Raw genomic sequence first — 20,881 nt, forward strand, 5'->3', positions numbered from 1 at the left:
GCCCGACCCTCTCTACTGAAACCCGACCCGAGGAACGACCATGAAAATCGGAGCACGCTCCACCACCGGATGGCGAGCGACCATCTCGGTCGCGATGTCCAACTACATCGAAGCCGGCTCGATCATCGCGATCGCGACAAGCCTCACGTTCTGGCAGGAGGCCTTCGGCATCAGCAATTTCGCCGTCGGCCTGCTCGCCGCGCTGTCCGCCAACGCGTTCGGCGCAGCCATCGGCGCCGCGCTCGGCGGCCCGCTATGCGACCGCTTCGGCCGCAAGGCGATCTACACCTACGATCTTCTGGTCTACATGGCCGGCGTCCTGATGGCTGCCTTCGCCCTGAACTTCGGCATGCTGCTCGCGGCCTTCGTGATCACCGGTATCGCCGTCGGCGCGGGCGTCCCCGCCTCGTGGACCTACATCGCCGAACAGGCGCCCACCACCGAACGCGCCAAACACGTCGGTACCGCACAGCTTGCCTGGTCGATCGGACCACTGATCGGCTTCGCCCTCGCCGCTGCACTCGCACCACTCGGACTCATGGGTTCGCGCATCATCTTCCTGCACCTGTTCGTCGTCGCCGCCGTCGTCTGGTGGATTCGGCAAGGCCTGCACGAGTCCAAGATCTGGAAGGAAGAGGGTCGAGGTGAGACGCGCGAGCTCCGTTCCGCGGTCGGCGCCCGCGGTCTGCGCGGGCTGTTCTCGCGCAAGGTGAACATCACCGCTCTGCTCTTCCTCGGCGGCATCTACCTGTTCTGGAACACCGTCGCCGGCCAGGCCGGCATCTTCATGCCTCGGGTCTACGACACCGCCGGCCTGCACAGCGCGGTCCAGCAGAACCTGCTGCAGGTGCTCGTCTGGGGCTGCACCGTGGCCGCCACGTACTTCGGTTTCATGCGCTACGCCGACCGGATGTCGCAGCGCCTGCTCTACGTCATCGGCGCGGCACTCGGCATCCTCGGCTGGATCATCCTGGTGGCGTTCACCGGCAGCGGCGTCCCGACCATGCTGGCCTTCGCCGTCCTCTGGGGCATCTCCTCGGGCATCGGCGCCCAGGCGTTCTACAGCCTGTGGGCCAGCGAACTGTTCGCCACGCCGTACCGCGCCAGCGCACAGGGTGTCATGTTCTTCGTCGTCCGCACCTTCACCGGCCTGCTCAGCTACTTCTTCCCGACACTGCTCGCCGCCGTCGGCCTTCCCGTCGTCGGCTCACTCCTCGTCGGACTGCTCACCGTCGCACTGATCATCGGCGCGGTGTTTGCACCCAAGACCCAAGGAAAGACGTTGCAGCAGATCGAGATCGAACGCTACGGCGCCCCGGTCGACCCCGCGGTTCCCGCCCCGATCTCCACCGCCGACCTCCCCACCCAGACGCCGGCCGACATCCGCACCGTCGCTTGATCCACCCACTCGATTGAAACGTTTCATGCGGAGTCGGTCGGCTCTGCCCCGGCTCCGCATGAAACCCCACTCTCCCAAGGACTTCCGATGACCGCCCCCGACCTCAACCTCCTCGACAACCTCGCCATCGAACTGCCCTCGTGGGCCTTCGGCAACTCCGGCACCCGCTTCAAGGTGTTCGGCACGGCCGGGACACCGCGCACCGTGCAGGAGAAGATCGCCGACGCCGCCACCGTCCATCGCCTCACCGGCCTCGCACCGACTGTCGCACTGCACATTCCGTGGGACACCGTCGACGACTACGCCGCCCTGGGCCGCTACGCCGCCGACCAGGGAGTCACGTTGGGCACCGTCAACTCCAACACCTTCCAGGACGACGACTTCAAGTTCGGCAGCCTCACCCACACCGACAAGACGGTGCGGCAGAAGGCGATCGACCACCACCTGGCCTGCATCGAGATCATGGAGCAGACCGGATCGGAGGATCTCAAGATCTGGCTCGCCGACGGCACCAACTATCCCGGACAGGGCGACATCCGTGGCCGCCAGGACCGCCTGGCCGAGTCGCTCGCGACGATCTACCAGCACATCGGCGAGAACCAGCGACTCGTGCTGGAGTACAAGTTCTTCGAGCCCGCGACGTACATGACCGACGTCCCCGACTGGGGCACCTCGTACGCCCAGGTGACCGCGCTCGGCGAGCGTGCCGCGATCTGCCTCGACACCGGGCACCATGCTCCCGGCACCAACATCGAGTTCATCGTCGCGCAGTTGCTGCGCCTCGGAAAGCTCGGATCGTTCGACTTCAACTCGCGGTTCTACGCCGACGACGACCTCATCGTCGGAGCCGCCGATCCATTCCAACTGTTCCGCATCCTCTTCGAGGTGATCCGCGGTGGCGGCCTGGACGACGATTCGACCGTCGCCCTCATGCTCGATCAGTGCCACAACGTCGAGGAGAAGATCCCCGGCCAGATCCGGTCGGTTCTCAACGTGCAGGAGATGACCGCGCGTGCGCTGCTCGTCGACACCGACGCCCTGACCGCCGCACAGGAGGCCGGAGATGTGTTGGGCGCCAACGCCGTCTTCATGGACGCCTTCTACACCGACGTCCGACCGATGCTCGCCGAACGTCGTGCGGCTCAGGGACTTCCGGTCGATCCGATGCGCGCCTTCGCCGAATCCGGCTATGCCGAAAGGATCGCCGCCGAACGCATCGGCGGTACCCAATCATCCTGGGGCGCTTGAGCCTCCCCGTCCACTGCCATCACAGGAGATACTTCGATGACCATCAACCCGACCGTCGCCGCGCTGATCGCCCGATCCAACCGACTCGGCGCCGACCCGAAGAACACCAACTACGCCGGCGGCAACACCTCCGCCAAGGGCACCGAGACCGACCCCGTCACCGGAGAAGACGTCGACCTCTTGTGGGTCAAGGGTTCCGGCGGCGACCTCGGCACCCTGACCGCCGACGGCCTGGCCGTCCTGCGCCTGGACCGGATGCGCGCACTCGCCGATGTCTACCCGGGCCTCGACCGCGAAGACGAGATGGTCGCCGCCTTCGACTACTGCCTGCACGGCAAAGGCGGTGCGGCACCGTCGATCGATACCGCCATGCACGGTCTCGTCGACGCCGCCCACGTCGATCACCTGCACCCTGACTCCGGTATCGCGATCGCCACCTCCGCCGACGGAGAAGATCTGACCCGCAACATCTTCGGTGACCGTGTCGTCTGGGTCCCGTGGCGGCGGCCCGGATTCCAACTCGGCCTGGACATCTCGCAGATCAAGCGCGAGAATCCGCAAGCCATCGGCTGCATCCTCGGCGGCCACGGCATCACCGCCTGGGGCGACTCCTCCGAAGAGGCCGAATCCCACTCGCGCGAGATCATCGAGACCGCCGAGAAGTTCATCTCCGCCAACGGAAAGCCGCAACCCTTCGGCGCACCGATCGACGGCTTCGACTCGCTACCCGACGACGAGCGGCTCGCCAAGGCCGCCGCGCTCGCCCCGTTCATCCGCGGCCTGGCGTCGGCCGACAAGCCGCAGGTCGGCCACTTCACAGACGCCGCACCCGTGCTCGAATTCCTCACCGGCAGTGAACATCCCCGACTTGCCGAACTCGGCACCAGCTGCCCGGATCACTTCCTGCGAACCAAGGTCAAGCCGCTGGTGCTCGACCTGCCGGCGTCGGCGACGATCGACGAGTGCAAGGAGCGTCTGACGGCGTTGCACGAGGCCTACCGCGTGGACTACCGCGCCTACTACGAGCGGCACGCGATCACAGGCAGCCCCGCCATGCGCGGCGCGGACCCGGCCATCGTGCTCGTCCCCGGGGTCGGAATGTTCAGCTACGGCAAGGACAAACAGACCGCGCGGGTGGCCGGCGAGTTCTACCTCAATGCCATCAATGTGATGCGCGGCGCCGAGGCCGTCTCGTCGTACTCCCCGATCGACGAGTCGGAGAAGTTCCGTATCGAGTACTGGGCGCTGGAGGAGGCCAAGCTCGCCCGCATGCCCGAGCCCAAGCCATTGGCCACGAGGATCGCCCTGGTGACCGGTGCCGCGTCCGGGATCGGCAAGGCGATCGCCGCGCGGCTCGCGGCGGAGGGTGCGTGCGTCGTCATCGCCGACCTCGATGCAGCGAAAGCGCAAGCGGCCGCTCAGGATATCGGTAACGCCGACGTCGCGGTCGGTGTCGCCGCCGACGTCACCGACGAGGCCGCCGTGCAGTCGGCGATCGACGCGACCGTGCTGGCCTTCGGCGGTATCGACATCGTGGTCAACAACGCCGGGCTGTCGTTGTCGAAGTCGTTGCTGGACACCACCGCTGCCGACTGGGATCTGCAGCACAACGTCATGGCACGCGGGTCGTTCCTGGTGTCCAAGGCGGCCGCACGGGCGCTGATCGACCAGAGACTCGGCGGCGACATCCTCTACATATCGTCGAAGAACTCGGTGTTCGCCGGTCCGAACAACATCGCCTACTCGGCGACGAAAGCCGACCAGGCGCACCAGGTTCGGCTGCTGGCCGCCGAACTCGGCGAGCACGGCGTCAAGGTCAACGGCATCAATCCCGACGGCGTCGTCCGCGGCTCCGGGATCTTCGCCGGCGGCTGGGGAGCGCAGCGCGCCGCCGTCTACGGAGTCGAGGAGAAGGACCTCGGCAAGTTCTATGCCCAGCGCACCCTGCTCAAGCGTGAGGTGCTGCCGGAGAACATCGCCAATGCCGCTTTCGCGCTGTGCAGTTCGGACTTCTCGCACACCACCGGGCTGCACGTGCCGGTCGACGCCGGCGTCGCCGCCGCCTTCCTGCGATGAGTACCACCGTCCGGTCCGGACAGGTCGCAGCCATCGACCTCGGCGCCACCAGCGGCCGGGTCATGGTCGCCGATATCGGTCCCGGCCGCCTGGAACTCGAGCAGGTCGCCCGGTTCGGTAACGACCCGGTGCACCTGTGGAACGGGCACCGCACCGCCATGCACTGGGATCTGCCCGGTCTGTACGGCAGGGCGTGTGCGGGACTGGCGGAGGCCGGGCGGCACTGCGACAACCTCGTCGGCATCGGAGTCGACTCCTGGGCGGTGGATTACGGGCTGCTGCGTGACGGCCGGATGGTGGGGTTGCCGCATCACTATCGGGATGACCGCACGCTTCTCGGTGTCGAGTTGGTGCACGAGCGGATCGGGGCGGAGGAACTGTATTCGCGCAACGGATTACAGTTCCTGCCGTTCACCACGGTCTACCAACTCGCGGCCGAGCAGGCCGACGGCATGCTGGAGGCCGCCGACTCCGCACTCCTGATTCCGGATCTGATCAACTACTGGCTCAGCGGGATTCGGGCCACCGAGCGCACCAACGCGTCGACCACCGGGTTGCTGAGCAGCACCGGCCAGTGGGACCGCGCGCTTCTCGAGCGCCTCGACCTGCCGCTCGATCTGTTCCCCGAGATCATCGAACCCGGCACCCCGCTCGGCCCGCTCGTCCCGCAGGTCGCCGACGGGCTGGGTCTCGACCGCGCCACCACCGTCACCTCGGTGGCCTCCCACGACACCGCATCCGCCGTCGCCGCCATCCCGATGGACCCCGAGTCCTCCGCCTACATCTCCTGCGGGACATGGGGATTGGTCGGTGTCGAGCTTCCGTCACCAGTCGTCACCCCGGCGGCCCAGGTGGCGAACTTCACCAACGAGGTCGGCGCCGACGGGCGGATTCGTTTCCTGCACAACGTGATGGGCCTGTGGTTGTTGAGCGAGACACTGCGCCACTACGAGCGCGAAGGGTATCGTGCGGACCTCGCCGAGCTCCTCGCCCAGGCCGCCGACGTGCCGGCGGCGTTCGATGTCTTCGACACCGACGACCCGGTGTTCCTCCCGCCCGGCGACATGCCCGGCCGCATCCGCGGCTGGTACGCCGATCGCGGACTGCGGGCCCCGATCACGCACGCCGAGATCGTCCGGGTCATCGTCGACAGCCTGGCTGCCGCCTTCGCCGACGGCGTTCGGCAGGCCGCGCAACTCTCCGGCACCGACGTCCGGCGCGTCCACATGGTCGGTGGTGGATCACAGAATCGGCTGCTGTGTCAGCTCACCGCCGATCGTCTCGGCCTGCCGGTGCTCGCCGGACCCGTCGAGGCCACCGCGCTGGGCAACGTGCTGATCGCCGCCCGCGCCCACGGTCTCGTCGACGGAGACCTGCAGGCGTTGCGCAGCCTGGTCGCCGACCGTTTCCCGCCGCAGCAGTATCACCCGCGGGTGCGCGCCCTCGCGTCGTAGTCCGTCGACCGGGCGCCGCTTCCCGTCGACCGGGCGCCGTCCCCCGTCGACCGGGCGCCATTCGGTAGGTGTCAACCGGGCACGCCCCCGGCCCGCGGCTACCCACTCGACGCCGATCGACGCCCACTCGACGGGAAGTGGCGCCCACTCGACGCCCTGCGCGAGGTCCGTCGTGATGAGATGGAGGCCGTGGGTGTGAGCATGCGGGACGTCGCCGCGACGGCAGGAGTGTCGGTCGGCACGGTGTCCAACGTGCTCAACTCGCCCGACAAGGTGGCGCCCGCGACGGTCGAACGGGTGCACGCGGCGATCACGCAACTGGGCTTCGTGCGCAACGACGCCGCACGCCAGCTGCGTGCCGGACGGTCGCGGTGCATCGGGCTTGTCGTGCTCGACGTCGGCAACCCGTTCTTCACCGACATCGCGCGGTCCGCGGAACGCGCCGCCGGCGATCACGACCTGACCGTGCTGCTCGGTACCTCCGACGACGACCCGGGCCGCGAACGCACCTACATCGACACCTTCGACGAACAGCGGGTCTTCGGCGTACTCGTGTCGCCGGTCGGCGACGACCTCGATCGTCTCGACGGTCTCCGCGAGCGCGGCACTCCGGTCGTGCTGGTCGATCGCGACGGAACAGGCACGCCGTTCGATTCGGTGGCCGTCGACGACATCGCGGGCGGTCGGCTCGCCGTCGCGCATCTGTTGGACAACGGCCGGCGACGGATCGCCTACGTCGGAGGTCCGTCGACGTTGCGGCAGGTCGCCGACCGTCGACGCGGGGCCGAGCTCGCCATCGCCGACACCCCGGGGGCCACCCTCGAGGTCATCGACACCCCCTCGTTGAGCGTGCTGGCCGGGCGCGAGGTAGGGGAACAGCTGCAACGCAGGTCTCCGGCCGACCGCCCGGATGCCGTCTTCTGTGCCAACGACCTCCTCGCGATCGGGGTCCTGCAAGCCCTGACGATGCTCGGTGACGTGCGGGTGCCGCGGGACGTCGCGCTCATCGGCTACGACGACATCGACTTCGCCCGGTCGGCTGTCGTGCCGCTGTCGTCGGTGCGCCAGCCCACGGCGCGGATCGGGGCGACCGCCGTGGAACTGCTGGTGGCCGCGGCAGGATCGTCGTCGCGGCGCAGTCCCGAACACACCATGTTCCAGCCCGAGTTGGTGGTGCGCGCCAGCACGGTCGACGCGCCCGCGCCGGCGGCGGACGAAGTCGGCGCGGGGTAGCCGACTCCGCCCTGGCCGGGCGTCGATCAGAACGCCGAGCACATGTGCGCGTGAACTTCGGGTGGGTTCTTCTGCACACCCAGAAGTCTGCGGCGTCGGCTCGGCAAAAGAACGAGCACCGCACCACCCGAGTTTGTTTCGGGCCACTACCTGCACCCCGAACCGAGTACTTGCCCCCCTGAACTGCGCAGACGATCAATTGTCGGACCCCCGTCGTAGCCTGCAGGGCTATCGGGTCGAGCGGCGACGCTCCCCATCCTGCGAACGAGAGGGGTCGGCATGACTCAGACGGATTTCGACAACGAGATCGAAGCGGCGTGGCGCCGTTTCCGCATCGACCTCGGCGACCGCCTCGCGATGCTCGAGCGTGGCGACGAGATCCACTTCGGTCCGTTCGACGACGACCCGGAGTCGACGATGGCACTCGGCGTCACGTCCGCTCGCCGATACCGCTGCCGGCTGCGGTGCAGCGCTCACCACGACGCCACTCGCCTGGCGGCGAATCGGGCGGCTCTGGGTTCCGACGGATGGCGTGAGCTGCGAGGCGGCGACATGATCGTCGAGACCGGCCGACGGCGGGTGGATCATCTCGCCGACGTCAGCGTGCGCGCGCTGCGTGAGGTATGCGCCGTGCTGCACCCCAGCCTGATGACCGAAAAAGATGACGTCCAACCGGCTTCGGTTCCCGTCGAACCGGCGCTGGAGTTCTCGGTGATGCCGCAGGACGCCACCGAACTGCATCAGCTGGCCGTCGAGGCACTGGCCGCGATGACCGGTGTCGTCGTCCACGTCGACGACGACGGCGAGATTCCGCTGCCCACCCACCCGACGAGATCACGGCTGCGTACCATTCCGGATTTCGCGGCGATGGAATGCCACACGGTGATGTGTGATCGCATCGGCGACCCGGCAGAAGCCGCGCTGTTTCTCGCCGCGAACGCGGACCGATGGCCGGGTGTGACGGTGAGCATCGAAGGCGGACAGCTGCTCGCGAGCATGCGGATCGAATGCTCGGTGTTTCACCCCGCCAATCTGGCGTCGGCACTGGCCATCTGGTTCGCCTTCATTCGCGATCACGCCCGCGACATCGAAATCAATTGCAGCCCTTCGGCGCAGATGGCCGATCGGCCCACGATCGAAGCCGATGCGCCGGCCGGGGTGGGTGGAGTACTCGACCTGCTGCATGACAGGTCCGACGTCGACGCCGTCGTCGTCGCCGCGATGTGTGGTTACAACACTCGGACCATGCTGCGATACCTGAAGCATTGCGCCCGCAATGCCCGGCGATGCCAAGCGGCAGAAGCCGAGGCACTCGGCCGTGGGGACACGCGCGAGGCCGCGCGGTTGCAGGACGAACGTCAACAGTGGTGGCACACGATTCGTGGGCTCGGCTCCGCCCTCAAGGTAGTCGAGGATCGGCGTCGGCAGATCGCCGCGGAGCGCGCGCGGCGGCGACCGAGGGCATGATACGAGATCACCCCCGGATCCGCAGTACACAGTGTTTCATCTGTGCCGCAACCGCTTTGCGTGGCCGCCTCGTTTTGCCGAACCCGCCACGACCGGAGAGAATCGCCTCATGACAGCGTCACCGGCCGCCCTGCCACGTCGAACCCGATTGCTCGCCGCGGCGATCGGAGTGGCGGCGGCATCGCTGATGGCACTCGGAGCCGGCAACGCAATGGCCGACGACGGCGCCACCACCGGATCGGCCGGCGGTGCGAGCTCCGTTTCCGACGGTTCCGGCGCGCCGGCCGACGGCTCGGGCAGCTCCGGCGGCGCCGAGAAATCCTCCGGGACCGATTCGACGACCGGGGCGGGTGCGGAGTCGGGCGGATCGACCGATTCGACTGGCGCACCTGAGGTCGACAGCTCGCAAACCGGGACCGACACCAGCGGAGCATCCGCCGACTCACCATCTGACGGCACCCTGTCTGCACCTGCCTCGCCTCCACCTGACGAGCCCGCCGCCGGCTCACCCGCTCCAGACTCTTCGACGTCCCGGGCCGGCGCGCCGATCGATGACACCGACGCCCCGACAGCGTTGCCGGCCGATCCCGCAACCGGCACCGGCTCGACCGATCCCGCGGCCTCCCCCGGATCAGCCGGTCCCACCACGTCCGCGTCGACACCCGACAGCTCCGCGACCCCGTCGACACCCGACGACACCACGAGGACGCCAACCACCGAGATGACTGCCGTCGAGCAGGTCACGACCTCACCCGCCGACAGCACCGAATCCGACCCGTCCGCCGCGCCGGTCGACACCCCCGTCCTCCGCGCGGCAACCGACCTGGTCGATCCGTCGACGGGCGCCAGCCTGGCCGGCACCGACTCGTCCGTCCCCGCGTCGCTCATCGCAGTGCTGCAGAACCTGACGCTCGGTGCGTCGACCTCCACCACCCGGGTCGCCGCGTCCGCCACCACGTCGTCGGACGACTGGTGGTCGTCGTTGATCCCGACCATCGCGTTGCCGCCGACCACCTGGGACCCCGACTCGCAGGCATGGGAAGACCAATGGGAGGCGTTCGCGTCGTCGATCGTGGTGTGGGTCCCGGGCCTGGGCACCGCCGTCAACTACGTCAGCCTCGGCATCGACTCCTACCAACTGGTGACGGCGGTGCAGGCCCGCGATACCGCCGGCGTGAGTGACGAGGTCGGCGATCTGTCCGGCGACCTCGCCCGACTCACGTTCGGACCGGTCGTCGGAGGCGTGATCCAGATTCTGGTTGTCGACTATGCCGCCAACACCGTCGCCGCGTGGATCATCGACGTCACCGACACCGATTCTGTCGCGGTCACCGCCGCCTGAGATCGCGCGGACGGAATCAATCACGATCGTTTCGGTACGATTGCCTCATTCGTCGCCGGACCCGAGTGCGACCCGATCTGGTGCAAGGCTGAGGACACCATGACCGAGACCTCCCCCGTCGACGCATCGGAACCGCCGGAAGCTCCCGATATCCCCGCCCTGACACGCGAGATCTGGCGTAGCCCAATGAAATTGCCGGGCACGGTGACGGTGGGACTGTCCCGCGCGGAACTGGCCGCGAACAAGATCGCCCGCCTGGCCGGCGATCACCAGTCCGGCGAACGGATCGGCAGCAAGGACGACCTGCGCCAGGTGTGCAAGGTGTCGGTCGGCACCATCAACGAGGCCATCAAACTCGCCCTCGAACGCGGGGTGATCACGTCGCGACCAGGCCCGGGCGGCGGCATCTTCGCCGCCGAACCCCCGCCGCTGTCCCGGATGAACGGCTGGTTCCGGGAAGCCGCAGGCGACGCGACGGCCCTGCCCGAGTCGATTCAGATCCGAGATGCGCTGGCGCCCTTGCTCGTTTCCGAGGTGATGCCCAATCTGACCGACGACGACATCGCGGCCTTCAACGATCTGCTCTCCGACGTCCACCGGGCGCATGACGCACACGATGTCGCCGGATTCATCTGGGCCGCATGGAATGTGCACGAGCACTTCGCCGGTCTGGGTCGCAGCCAGCTCCTCGACAGCCTGTACCTGTCCATCATGGACGTCGGTACCTCCCACGTTCGTGCACACCTGCAGCAGACCGAAGACGACGGCCACGACAGCAAGGTCGCGGTCTACCTCGACGAGTTCGCGGCAGTCATCGACGACTTCGTCGTCGCCCTGAGCAGTCGTGACGAGGCGGGCGCGATCGACGCTCTCCGCCGCACCGACCCCTCGATGATGCTTCGCGCCCCGCTGGCGGATACCAGCGACTCCCCGTCGATCAACAGCTGAGCCGACCGCCTAGGCACCGTCTGCGCAGCTAGACCGGCATGTCTCGCCTGCCGAAGAAAATCATGATTAATTCCCACGACCCTCTTGACAAGTGTGGCGCATCACAGGCACAGTGTGACTCACGCAATTAATCATTATTAATTAGGAGGTGCCAGACGATGCTGGACCAACATTTCCGCGACCTGATGGCCGGCGTGTGCGCACCCGTCACGGTGATCACTACCGCTGACGGCGACGGACCCCATGGCGCGACGGTGAGCTCGCTGGCGTCGCTGTCGCTTCGGCCCGCTTTGCTGTCGATCGCATTGGACAGGAAGTCGGGCCTGCTGACCCGCATCCTCACCTCCGGACGCTTCGGCGTGAACGTCCTCAACTCCGGCCAGGACGGCGTCGCGGTCTCCTTCGCCACCCGCGGCGCCGATCGCTTCGCGGACACACCGTGGTCGATGAGCGACGACCTGCCCCGCCTTGACGACACCGCCGGCTGGGCCGCCTGCGACCTCTGGCGCACCGTCGAAGCCGGCGACCACCTGCTCCTCATCGGCGCCGTCCGCCACGCCTCATCTACCCACCGTCCCCCACTCGTCTACGGCCACCGCACCTTCGGCACCCACTCGCGGTTCGCCACCCGCGTACGCCCACCCATCATCGACCAGATCACCGCCTGCGCAGGCTGATTCGGCACTCTGCCGCTCGGTGATCTCGATGCGCGGGCTCGCAAGCTCGCTCGCTTACTCGATCAGCGGGGAGGGAATCTTCGAGTAGGTAGCCTGGGCCGCACAGGCGGCCGGCGTGGGCTGGGAAGAGTCGCAGCCCTTTTCGCTGATCGATCTCGATGCGGTCGTCGCAAGCTCCTCCCTTACTCGATCCAAGGAGTAAGCCCGCGGGCTTGCGAGCGAGCGCATCGAGACCACCGGCCCCACCCCCAAACCCCAAACCCCAAACCCCAAACCCCAAACCCCAACCAGGAGAACAACAATGACCGCCACCGCCACATCCCCCGCCACCACGAACACCAACCCCACCCCCACCGACGCCGAGCTCGTCGCCCGAGCCCGCGAGCTCAAACCGCTCCTCGCGGCCAACGCCGCCCCGGGCGAGAAGGATCGCCGAGTCGTCGAGGAGAGCATCGCGGCACTCACCGATGCCGGACTGTTCAAGATCTCGGTGCCCAAACGGTATGGCGGCTACGAAACCTCGATGCGTACCATGCTCGACGTCTCGGCGGCAGTCGCCGAGGCCGATGGCGGCACGTCGTGGGTCGTCACCCTCACCAACGTCTGCAACTGGCTCGTCGGCCTCATGGGCGAGCAGGCGCAGGACGACGTGTTCGGTGCCGATCTCGACGCCAAGGTGTCGGGAGTTCTCGCGCCGACCGCGGAAACCCGGAAGGTCGACGGCGGTTACCAGGTGAGTGGCAAGTGGTACTACAACTCCGGCTCCTACCACTGCACCTGGGCGGTCATGGGTATCCCGATCACCGATGCGGACGGCAACGTCGTCGACCAGGGGTGCGCGCTGATTCCCCGCTCGGACATGGACTTCGAGGACACCTGGTTCGTCGCCGGCATGCGTTCGTCGGGCAGCAACTGCCTGATCGCCGACGACATCTTCGTTCCGGATCACCGCGTGCGAGTGTTCCGCCCGCCCTCGGCGGCAACTATCCCACCCCGTTCACCGACGAACACCTGTACCGGTCCGCGCTGATCCCGGTGCTGGCACTCGTCCTCGTCGGCCCACAGCTCGGTATGGGCCGGGCCGCAATGGATTTCGTCATCGACAAGGCAGCCAAGAAGCCGATCTCCTACACGTTCTTCACGTCACAGAAGGAGTCGACGGCTTTCCAGCTGCAGATCGCCGAGGCCGCTCGCCTCATCGACACCGCCCACCTGCATGCTTACCGAGCCGCTGCGGACATCGACGAAGCCGCCGCCCGGGGCGATTACCCCGATTATCTGATCCGCTCCCGAGTTCGCTCGGATACCGGCTACGTCGCCGACTGCGTCACCCGCGCGATCGACATCCTGCTGTCCGCACACGGCGCCGGCTCCTTCGCCGAAGTCAGCCCGCTGCAGCGGATCTGGCGCGACTCCGCAGTGGCCGCACGTCACGCCATCGTCTCCCCGACCGTCAGCTACGAGGTGTACGGCAAGGCGCTCCTCGGCGTCGACCAGCCGATCACACCCATGGTCTGACCCCACCCACCCGAAAGGACTTCACCACCATGCGCATCGCCAACTGCGACGGCTGGGCCACACTGATCATCGGTGAGCCCGGCGCCGAACGGGGCATCGACATCGCCACCGCCTCGGCCGGCCGCTTCGGCCCCGACCTCACGTCCGTCTACCAAAGTTGGGCCGACGTCGTCTCGTGGGCAGCATCTTTCGACGGATCGTCGGCAGCCTCCTCCGCGATCGACCGCACCAGACTGGGCGCTCCGTCGCCCGCCCCACGGCAGGTCTTCGCCATCGGTCTGAACTACGACGAGCATGCCGCCGAATCGGGTTTCGACTCCCCGGAGAACCTTCCGCCGGTCTTCACCAAGTACCTCTCGAGCTTCTCCGGGCCCGACAGCACCGTTGTCATCCCCGACGGCGGGGCCGTCGACTGGGAGGTCGAACTCGTCGCGATCATCGGCCGCGAGGCCACCGATGTGCCGGTGGACCAGGCGTGGGATCACGTCGCCGGACTCACCGTCGGACAGGACATCTCCGAGAGGATCACCCAGACCCGGGGCCCGGCACCGCAATTCGGACTCGGCAAGTCCTTCCCCGGGTTCTCGCCGCAGGGACCGTGGCTCGTCACCGCCGACGAGGTCGACAATCGTGACGACCTCGAACTCGGCTGCCGCATCGACGGCGAGGAGATGCAGAAGGGACGCACCCGCGACCTCATCTTCCCGATCGCCGCGCTCATTGCCGAATTGTCCCGCAACGTCACCCTTTACCCCGGGGACGTCATCTTCACCGGCACCCCGGCCGGCATCGGCGCCGGGCGTGACCCCAAGCGATTCCTCCGGGCCGGTGAGCACCTCGACAGTTGGATCACCGGCATCGGTGAACTCCACCAGACCTTCGTCGCCGCAACCAAGTAAGGGTCCTCGATCATGCCACTGCACCGCCTCGCCTCGATCACCATGGGCGTACCCAATGTCACCGAAACCGCCTCCTACTACACCGATTTCGGACTCGCACCGGAGTCCGACGGCTGGTTCTCCACCGCGGACGGCGGCCGCCAGCTCCGTATCGTCGAGACCCCCACGCGCCGGCTGGTCGCCCTGACGGTGGGCGCCGACGACCCCGACGACATCGATCGCATCGCCCACAACCTCGAGGGCCTGGGCATCCCGTTCCAGCGCAACGCAGCATCGCTGTCGGCGACCGAGGAGGCGACCGGGCTCCACGCCACCGTGGAGGTACAGTCACGGATCACACAGCCTCGCGTCGAGCCCACCCCCTACAACGGGCCGGGGACGCATCGACCGGGTCACCTGCCGCGCACCCGGCGTGCTCCGGGACAATCCGGTCAAGCCCCGCAAACTCGGGCATGCCGTCATCGGCAGCACCGATCATGCTGTGACCCAACGATTCTTCACCCACGGCCTGGGATTCAAGATCAGCGACGAGGTACCCGGTCTCGCCGCCTTTCTGCGCTGCTCCACCGACCATCACAACATCCTCGTCCAGCAGGCCCCGGTGAGCTTCCTGCACCACACCTCATGGCAGGTCGAAGATGTCGACGAGGTCGGCCGCGGCGCGATGCGGATGCTCGAGGACGATCCCGAACGCCACGTCTGGGGCCTCGGGCGCCACTACGCCGGCTCGAACTTCTTCTGGTACCTCAAGGACCCCGCCGGCAACTTCAGCGAGTACTACTCCGACATGGACTCGATCATCGACGACCAACTCTGGACGCCCGAGGTCGTCGAGGGCGCGAAAGGTCTGTTCAGCTGGGGTCCCCCGCCACCGCCGTCGTTCCTGATGCCGGAGGACCTCGCCGGGCTGATGACCGGCGCCCACAGCGCGAGCTAGGCGAAACTACACTCGATGGACACACCGTCCACAAGGAGCACCATGACCGTCGATGCGACATCGGCCGACACGTCGCCGATCTGGACACCCGATCCCGATGCCGTGGCCACCACCGCGCTGGCCGAGTTCACCGCTCTGGTATCGAGCCGGACCGGCGACGATTACCCGGCGTATCGGGATCTGTGGAACTACTCGGTGGAGCACCTCGGCGACTTCTGGTCCTCGGTCACAACGTATTTCGACGTGATGGTCGACGATGTGCCCGTCAACGTACTGCCGGACCGCACGATGCCGGGTGCACGATGGTTCCCCGGTGCCCGCATCAATTACGCCGAGCATGCGCTGCGCCGCACCGGCCCCGAGACCGCGATCATCGCGATCGACGAAGCGGGCACCACTGCTGCGGTGTCGTGGGATACGTTGCGCGGCATGGTCGGGGCAGTGCAAGGGTGGCTGCAGGAGCAGGGTGTGCAACGCGGAGATCGCGTCGTCGGCTATCTGCCCAACACAGTGCATGCGGTGGTCGGGATGCTCGCCACGACCGGCCTCGGCGCGGTGTGGTCGGGTTGCGGCCAGGACTACGGCGCTGCGGGTGCCGCAGCCCGACTCGGGCAACTGGAACCAACGGTCGTCATCGCCGCCGACGGCTACCGCTGGGCCGGCAAGGATCATGACCGTCGCATCGAGGTGGCAGACCTTCTATCGGTCCTGCCGTCGGTCCGCGCGGTGCTCCGGGTCTCTCTTCTCGGCACCTGGCCCGCGGTGAATCCCACTCAAGCACAGTTCGATTGGTCCGACGTCGTCGCCGATCCGGCCGAACCCCGTTTCGTCAGGGTGGAATTCAGCGATCCGTTGTGGGTGCTGTTCTCGTCGGGAACCACCGGTGTGCCCAAGGGGATCGTGCACGGCCACGGCGGGGTGGTCATCGACCATCTGCGGCTGCTCGGACTGCACAACAACCTCGGGCCGGGCGACCGCTTCTTCTGGTACACCACCACCAACTGGATGATGTGGAACATGGTGGCCTCGGGTCTGCTCGTCGGAGCCGCCATAGTCCTGTACGACGGCAATCCGATGTACCCGGGGCCACAACGATTATGGGAGATCACGGCGGATCACCGGGTGACCGTCCTCGGCCTTAGTCCCGGCTACCTCATCGGCAGCGCCAAGGCCGGACTCCACCCCGGTACAGAGTTCGACCTGTCACACCTGAGGACGATCGGCTGCACCGGAGCGCCGCTGCCGGCGCAGAGCTATCACTGGGTGCGCGACGAGGTCGGCGCACACATCCAGGTCGCATCCACCAGCGGCGGCACGGACGTGGTCAGTGGATTCGCCGGCGCCGCCCCGACCACACCGATCTATCCCGGCGAGATCGCCGCACCGCTCCTCGGCGTGAACCTGCAGTCGTGGAACGAGAAGGGCGAGCCCATCATTGGTGAGGTCGGCGAACTCGTCATCGCGTCGCCGATGCCGTCGATGCCGATCTACTTCTGGAACGACCCCGACGGACATCGGTACCACGACGCCTATTTCGACACCTTCCCCGGCGTGTGGCGGCACGGCGACTGGGTCACCATCACCGAGCGTGGTGGCGTCATCATCTCCGGTCGTTCCGACGCCACACTCAATCGGCAGGGGGTGCGGCTCGGTAGCGCCGACATCTACGACATCGTCGAGGAGATGCCGCAGATCCGCGAATCCCTCGTCATCGGAGCCGAACTCGACGACGGCACCTACTGGATGCCGCTGTTCGTCGTCCTCGCCGACGGACAGGATCTCGACGACGATCTGCGCCGTGGCATCACCGACGCGATCCGCACCCATGCGTCGCCGCGCCATGTGCCCGACGACATCATCGCGGTGCCCGCGATTCCCCACACCCGCACCGGCAAGAAACTCGAGGTTCCGGTCAAGCGCCTGATCCAGGGTCGGCCACTCGGCCAGGTCACCGGCGTCGACATTGTCGATGACCCCGACGCCCTCCAGTACTACGCCCGCTTCGCCAACGGCACAGCCACCGCTCCGCGATCACATCCCACGACACGGTGAGGGCCAGTCACCACCCGTGCACGGCCGCGACCGTCACGAACACCGCCGGATAGCAGCCGACGAAGGCCCACACAAACCGATTGAGCCCCATCAGAACAGCGCAGCCGATATGGAACACCGCGCCCGTCGCCAGAATCGCGAGGACGATCGTCGTCGGAGCGAACAGGATTGCCACGAAGCCGATCTCCCACGCGATGACCGACCATCCGATCGCGCGATCCAGTCCGGGATGCGCCGCCAGATAGCGGCCGATCCGTGGTAGTCCGTATCCCTCGGTGGAGAGGATGCCGGCCATGGCTCCGCCCTGCCGCCAGCGGGCGGAGCACGCCTTGGCGACACCGGCCGCTCCGTAGGCGAGCAGTACCTGCGCCCCGATGAAGACGTCGCCCACGAGACGGGCGGTGTCGTCGCCGCCGGCGATCACCACGAGCAGAAACGTCACCAATGCGATGAACGTCAGTTGCTCGGCACCGCTGCCCCCGATCTGGCGGCGCATCCGCAGATATCCCGCCGTGACCAGACATCCCAGCGCGGCCACCACACCGGCCGTGGTGCCCATCCCCTCGATGATCACCACGACCGCGGCGACCGCCTGAATCGCAGCGGCCACCGCGACCTCCCGCGACGAGCCGACGGTGGCACCGATGCGCTGATGCCAACGGGTGGTGGCGGTGAGCACGCCGAGATTGGCCGCGGAGAAGACGCCCACCGGCGCAAAGGCAAACCTGATCCGAATGGTCTCGGCGGCCTCGATCAACAGCCCGACAAAGATCAGCCGGGACACCCACAGTTCAGGATGCGTGAACACGAGTAGCCCCCGCGGCAGGGAAAGTGCCTGTCACACCATGGGTTTCGGAGAGGAACGACACGTCCAGAGTTCGGTCGGCTCGTTCTCCGGAGGTCCGGGCGATGGCGAACTGCACGTGCGTCGCCGTCGGATCGGTGACCTGATGGCCAACCGTGTTCAGCAACACCAGGTAGCTGGCGCCGAGCATGACGCTGCGATCGGCGCAATCGCCGTCGTCGGTGACGGACATGTTGTTGCACAGGTCAATAACGGCCTTGTGGAGTATGAGTTCCGGGTTCCACAGCCATCTCCGGATCGGACTGGGATATCCGACCACCAGTTCATGCCAGTCCCCCATCTCGCCGGATGTGCCTGCCCGCCACAGCAAGCGGACATCATTGCTCCCTGGATTGGGCGCGAAGAAGGTCCATCCAGGCAAGAGCCCCAACGGTATTCGACGACGTACGTGTCGCGTCCACCGACCCGAGTCGATTTGATGCAACGCACTGAGCACCCACCAGAGCGCGAAGATCGCCGCGCACGTGGCGGCGGCGACCTGTGTCGACGTCACGTCACTGTCCGGAGATGATCCGCCCGCGAGCCTCCACGAGATCCGCGAGTGTCGTCTCCGAACTGAGCTGCCCGGCCAGCTCTTTGATCTGTGCGATGATCTCCCGATCGCGTTCGCTGATGTCGACGAGCGGATGGTGCAGGTCGGCCCAGGCTTCGGCCATCATCTCGTGCGGGTTGTTCGACGACGCCACCTGGTCGTCGAGCGTGTGCCCGGCCTGTTGCATCACCGTGATGGACAAGTCGAGGGCGGCGAGTTCCCGCGTTGTGAGAGCGGACCGTTTCTTGTCGGACATGATGGAGCCTTTCGTGCGAGTTTCGTATCCGGATGCCCAGCGTGTCCTGCACGAACGTGATTGACGCGAGTAGTCCACTACCCGATTCACCGCCTGGGACCTGCGCGAACACTGCATTAGGGTGAGGGGCATGGGTGAGCCGGTATCGCTCGGCGAGGTCGAGGAGACACTGTTGATACCGCTGTACGCCCGGGCGCAGGACGCTCGATCGGCCAGGCCGATGCTCGGCGACCGCGCGGCGATCGACCTCGTCGACGCCATCGACTACGACTTCGTCAAGTTCCGCGGAGCGTCGCTCGTCGGGTCGGTGCTGCGGGCGTCGATCTTCGATCAGTACGTGCGTGATTTCCTCACCGAGAACCCCGAAGGCACCGTCGTCGATCTCGGATGTGGTCTGTCGACGCGCTTCGACCGCCTCGACAACGGGCGCGTCCGCTGGTTCGACCTCGACGTCGACGACTCGATGGCGTTGCGCCGCAACTTCTTCCACGACTCCGATCGCTACACGATGATCGCCGACTCACTGTTCTCCGACCGCTGGCATGAGCGTGTGCGCGAACGGGAAGGGCCACTGTTCCTCCTCTCCGAAGCGGTGCTGCTGTACTTCCCGGAGAGCGAGGTCCTCGAGGTGCTGCGCGAGTGGGCCACCGTCTTTCCCGCCGCGGCGCTGTCCTTCGACACCGCAGGTCACCTCATGATGAACAGCCAGCACCGCGATCGTGTATTCAAAGCCGTTCCAGCCCAGATGAAGTGGGCCTGCGACGATCCATCGGCCGTGGAATCCTGTGGCCTGCGGCTCGTCGAGTCACGCACGTTCGCGCAGCCGCAGAAGCAGGTGGCACGACGATGGTCGCGCAGGTACCGCTACGGGATGCGCCTCGCGGGCTGGTTGCCGCCCGTCCGGACGTACAAGATCAACCTGTTCCACACCAACCCTGCGTGACGCCCGCGCAACCGCGCTCACCGCGCGGTTACGAAGCAATAATCTCCTCATGACCGCGCCCTGAGCGCGGTTGCGCGGGGGCACCCCCGATATCACAGATAGCGCACACGACAACCTCTGACAAGGATCTGTGGACAACGGATATTCGTTGTCCACAGCCGGCGTTCAACCCGTCTCAGAGTGGTTCTCGGCCTGCACAGTTCACCCATGAAGATCGTCACCGACCACGGAGTCGTCTCGCGGGAATAGCTACGTGAGCAGGGCTTGACTCGCAAGGACGTCGAACGTTTGCTGGACCTCGGTTACCTGCTCAAGATCCGGCGCGGGTGGTATGCCACGCCTGCCGCCGATCCCAAGGTGGTGACGGCGGTTCGGGAAGGAGGCTGCCTCAGCTGCATCTCGGTGCTCCGGCTGTACAACGTCTGGGTCCCCTGTCCCGGAGGCAAGGTCCATGTCAGGGGCTCCAAGTCCGCCCATCGGTCCGACCCGGCGCGATTCTGTTCGCAGTACGGACCTCTGCAACCGGTACTGTCGGCCGTGGATGATCTGCCGACCGCTGTCCGGCACGCCGTCCGATGTCTTGACGAGGAGAGCATCATCGTGGCGCTCGATGCAATCCTCAACTGCCAACTGCTCGAGCACGCCGATGTGGTCGATGCGATGGCCGGCGCATCACACAAGATCCGACGCCTGCTCGACCGCTGTAGCCCCACCTCTGAATCCGGTGGCGAGACCCTGGTGCGATTGCGGCTCGAAGCACTCAGGATCAATTTTGTCGCGCAAAAGCAGATCGCCGGCGTCGGACGCGTGGACTTCCTGATCGGCAAGCGATTCATCATCGAGGTCGACGGCTACGAATTCCATGGCACGAAAGCACAATTCGAGAAGGACCGCGCCCGTGACCTGACTGCGGTCGACCTCGGGTATCTGCCCATCCGACTCAGCTATCACCAGGTGGTCGATGATTGGCCGAACACCGAGCGGGTGATCCGGAATCTCATCCGCCGTCGCGAGCACCTCAGGGATCTCGCCTAA

At 66.7% G+C, this 20,881-nt stretch carries 18 protein-coding genes and 1 pseudogene; 16 read left to right on the top strand and 3 right to left on the bottom strand.

What is annotated here, in order from left to right:
• The first annotated feature begins 40 nt into the window (after window positions 1-40).
• From ACWDTI_RS13140 to ACWDTI_RS13205, 14 genes and pseudogenes are all read left to right on the top strand, one after another.
• Window positions 41-1,399, top strand: coding sequence for an MFS transporter (locus tag ACWDTI_RS13140; protein ID WP_449738531.1), 1,359 nt, complete (start codon window positions 41-43; stop codon window positions 1,397-1,399).
• An 87-nt stretch (window positions 1,400-1,486) separates the two neighbouring features.
• Window positions 1,487-2,647 carry an L-rhamnose isomerase gene (gene rhaI, locus ACWDTI_RS13145; protein WP_449738532.1) on the top strand — a complete coding sequence of 387 codons (1,161 nt, stop codon included), beginning with the start codon at window positions 1,487-1,489 and terminating at the stop codon, window positions 2,645-2,647.
• 36 nt (window positions 2,648-2,683) lie between these two features.
• A complete protein-coding gene (locus tag ACWDTI_RS13150) occupies window positions 2,684-4,723 on the top strand; it encodes a bifunctional aldolase/short-chain dehydrogenase (protein WP_449738533.1) in 2,040 nt (679 codons plus the stop codon).
• Window positions 4,720-6,177: a rhamnulokinase gene (locus ACWDTI_RS13155; protein ID WP_449738534.1), complete on the top strand. Its 1,458-nt coding sequence runs from the start codon at window positions 4,720-4,722 to the stop codon at window positions 6,175-6,177. The genes ACWDTI_RS13150 and ACWDTI_RS13155 overlap by 4 nt, the downstream gene beginning before the upstream one ends.
• Window positions 6,178-6,378: 201 nt before the next feature.
• Window positions 6,379-7,410, top strand: coding sequence for a LacI family DNA-binding transcriptional regulator (locus ACWDTI_RS13160; RefSeq protein WP_449738583.1), 1,032 nt, complete (start codon window positions 6,379-6,381; stop codon window positions 7,408-7,410).
• A 279-nt stretch (window positions 7,411-7,689) separates the two neighbouring features.
• On the top strand, window positions 7,690-8,877 hold the full coding sequence (locus tag ACWDTI_RS13165) for a TY-Chap domain-containing protein (protein WP_449738535.1): 1,188 nt from the start codon (window positions 7,690-7,692) through the stop codon (window positions 8,875-8,877).
• Window positions 8,878-8,986: 109 nt separating this feature from the next.
• Window positions 8,987-10,219, top strand: a complete 1,233-nt coding sequence (locus tag ACWDTI_RS13170; RefSeq protein WP_449738536.1) for a hypothetical protein — start codon at window positions 8,987-8,989, stop codon at window positions 10,217-10,219.
• Between the two features lie 99 nt (window positions 10,220-10,318).
• Window positions 10,319-11,167 (top strand): FCD domain-containing protein, encoded by an 849-nt coding sequence (locus tag ACWDTI_RS13175; RefSeq protein ID WP_449738537.1) that lies wholly within the window; start codon window positions 10,319-10,321, stop codon window positions 11,165-11,167.
• A 158-nt stretch (window positions 11,168-11,325) separates the two neighbouring features.
• Window positions 11,326-11,844 (top strand): flavin reductase family protein, encoded by a 519-nt coding sequence (locus ACWDTI_RS13180; RefSeq protein WP_449738538.1) that lies wholly within the window; start codon window positions 11,326-11,328, stop codon window positions 11,842-11,844.
• Window positions 11,845-12,145: 301 nt separating this feature from the next.
• Window positions 12,146-12,874 carry an acyl-CoA dehydrogenase family protein gene (locus ACWDTI_RS13185; RefSeq protein WP_449738539.1) on the top strand — a complete coding sequence of 243 codons (729 nt, stop codon included), beginning with the start codon at window positions 12,146-12,148 and terminating at the stop codon, window positions 12,872-12,874.
• A 5-nt stretch (window positions 12,875-12,879) separates the two neighbouring features.
• Window positions 12,880-13,362 (top strand): acyl-CoA dehydrogenase family protein, encoded by a 483-nt coding sequence (locus ACWDTI_RS13190; RefSeq protein WP_449738540.1) that lies wholly within the window; start codon window positions 12,880-12,882, stop codon window positions 13,360-13,362.
• Window positions 13,363-13,391: 29 nt separating this feature from the next.
• The gene (locus ACWDTI_RS13195; protein WP_449738541.1) at window positions 13,392-14,261 is read left to right on the top strand and encodes a fumarylacetoacetate hydrolase family protein; all 870 of its coding nucleotides are present in this window, start codon (window positions 13,392-13,394) and stop codon (window positions 14,259-14,261) included.
• A 12-nt stretch (window positions 14,262-14,273) separates the two neighbouring features.
• A pseudogene (locus tag ACWDTI_RS13200) lies at window positions 14,274-15,198 on the top strand (VOC family protein).
• 42 nt (window positions 15,199-15,240) lie between these two features.
• Window positions 15,241-17,250: an acetoacetate--CoA ligase gene (locus ACWDTI_RS13205; RefSeq protein ID WP_449738542.1), complete on the top strand. Its 2,010-nt coding sequence runs from the start codon at window positions 15,241-15,243 to the stop codon at window positions 17,248-17,250.
• A 7-nt stretch (window positions 17,251-17,257) separates the two neighbouring features.
• Here the strand turns inward: ACWDTI_RS13205 and ACWDTI_RS13210 are convergent, their stop codons facing one another.
• From ACWDTI_RS13210 to ACWDTI_RS13220, 3 genes are all read right to left on the bottom strand, one after another.
• A complete protein-coding gene (locus ACWDTI_RS13210; RefSeq protein WP_449738543.1) occupies window positions 17,258-18,058 on the bottom strand; it encodes a hypothetical protein in 801 nt (266 codons plus the stop codon).
• Window positions 18,042-18,476, bottom strand: coding sequence for a hypothetical protein (locus ACWDTI_RS13215; RefSeq protein WP_449738544.1), 435 nt, complete (start codon window positions 18,474-18,476; stop codon window positions 18,042-18,044). Before ACWDTI_RS13215 ends, ACWDTI_RS13210 begins: the two co-directional genes overlap by 17 nt.
• Before the next feature lie 133 nt (window positions 18,477-18,609).
• On the bottom strand, window positions 18,610-18,903 hold the full coding sequence (locus tag ACWDTI_RS13220; protein ID WP_449738545.1) for a hypothetical protein: 294 nt from the start codon (window positions 18,901-18,903) through the stop codon (window positions 18,610-18,612).
• A gap of 130 nt (window positions 18,904-19,033) precedes the next feature.
• Between ACWDTI_RS13220 and ACWDTI_RS13225 the strand changes: the two genes are divergently transcribed.
• Together ACWDTI_RS13225 and ACWDTI_RS13230 are read left to right on the top strand one after the other, a co-directional pair.
• On the top strand, window positions 19,034-19,846 hold the full coding sequence (locus ACWDTI_RS13225) for a class I SAM-dependent methyltransferase (protein ID WP_449738546.1): 813 nt from the start codon (window positions 19,034-19,036) through the stop codon (window positions 19,844-19,846).
• Between the two features lie 264 nt (window positions 19,847-20,110).
• Window positions 20,111-20,881: an endonuclease domain-containing protein gene (locus ACWDTI_RS13230; RefSeq protein ID WP_449738547.1), complete on the top strand. Its 771-nt coding sequence runs from the start codon at window positions 20,111-20,113 to the stop codon at window positions 20,879-20,881.

Source organism: Gordonia sp. NPDC003424, assembly GCF_053588655.1.

Coding starts and splice junctions, on each gene's coding strand:
- ACWDTI_RS13155 (WP_449738534.1), top strand. CDS start 4,720: ATGAGTACCACCGTCCGGTCCGGACAGGTCGCAGCCATCGACCTCGGC.
- ACWDTI_RS13220 (WP_449738545.1), bottom strand. CDS start 18,903: ATGTCCGACAAGAAACGGTCCGCTCTCACAACGCGGGAACTCGCCGCC.
- ACWDTI_RS13170 (WP_449738536.1), top strand. CDS start 8,987: ATGACAGCGTCACCGGCCGCCCTGCCACGTCGAACCCGATTGCTCGCC.
- ACWDTI_RS13140 (WP_449738531.1), top strand. CDS start 41: ATGAAAATCGGAGCACGCTCCACCACCGGATGGCGAGCGACCATCTCG.
- ACWDTI_RS13180 (WP_449738538.1), top strand. CDS start 11,326: ATGCTGGACCAACATTTCCGCGACCTGATGGCCGGCGTGTGCGCACCC.
- ACWDTI_RS13195 (WP_449738541.1), top strand. CDS start 13,392: ATGCGCATCGCCAACTGCGACGGCTGGGCCACACTGATCATCGGTGAG.
- ACWDTI_RS13150 (WP_449738533.1), top strand. CDS start 2,684: ATGACCATCAACCCGACCGTCGCCGCGCTGATCGCCCGATCCAACCGA.
- ACWDTI_RS13165 (WP_449738535.1), top strand. CDS start 7,690: ATGACTCAGACGGATTTCGACAACGAGATCGAAGCGGCGTGGCGCCGT.
- ACWDTI_RS13205 (WP_449738542.1), top strand. CDS start 15,241: ATGACCGTCGATGCGACATCGGCCGACACGTCGCCGATCTGGACACCC.
- ACWDTI_RS13225 (WP_449738546.1), top strand. CDS start 19,034: ATGGGTGAGCCGGTATCGCTCGGCGAGGTCGAGGAGACACTGTTGATA.
- rhaI (WP_449738532.1), top strand. CDS start 1,487: ATGACCGCCCCCGACCTCAACCTCCTCGACAACCTCGCCATCGAACTG.
- ACWDTI_RS13185 (WP_449738539.1), top strand. CDS start 12,146: ATGACCGCCACCGCCACATCCCCCGCCACCACGAACACCAACCCCACC.
- ACWDTI_RS13175 (WP_449738537.1), top strand. CDS start 10,319: ATGACCGAGACCTCCCCCGTCGACGCATCGGAACCGCCGGAAGCTCCC.
- ACWDTI_RS13160 (WP_449738583.1), top strand. CDS start 6,379: ATGCGGGACGTCGCCGCGACGGCAGGAGTGTCGGTCGGCACGGTGTCC.